This is a genomic window from Pseudomonas sp. B2021, from assembly GCF_018135665.1.
GTDB lineage: Bacteria > Pseudomonadota > Gammaproteobacteria > Pseudomonadales > Pseudomonadaceae > Aquipseudomonas > Aquipseudomonas lactis.
In genome coordinates, this window is sequence record NZ_SMOF01000055.1 from 1 (window position 1) to 216 (window position 216).

At 63.9% G+C, this 216-nt stretch carries 1 protein-coding gene; it reads left to right on the forward strand.

Translation table 11 applies throughout. The annotated features are described in order from the left end of the window. A partial coding sequence (locus E1K68_RS27635; protein ID WP_212614979.1) for an RHS repeat domain-containing protein occupies positions 1-216 on the forward strand: 216 nt, incomplete at both ends.

Below are 216 nucleotides of genomic sequence, written 5' to 3' on the forward strand. Positions count from 1 at the left end.
GTGCGCTGGGAGTTCGGCACCATCCAGCCCTCGGCCAACCTGATCCACCGCTACCAGAGCTACAACGCCTTCGGCGAGATCGCCAGCGAGACCGACGGCAACGGCAACACCACCAACCTGAGCTACAACACGCTCGGCAAGATGGTGAGGAAGCTCGATCCGCTGGCGGAGATCACCTACGCCAACGGCTACGTGGCCACGGTGCGCAACCTGGTG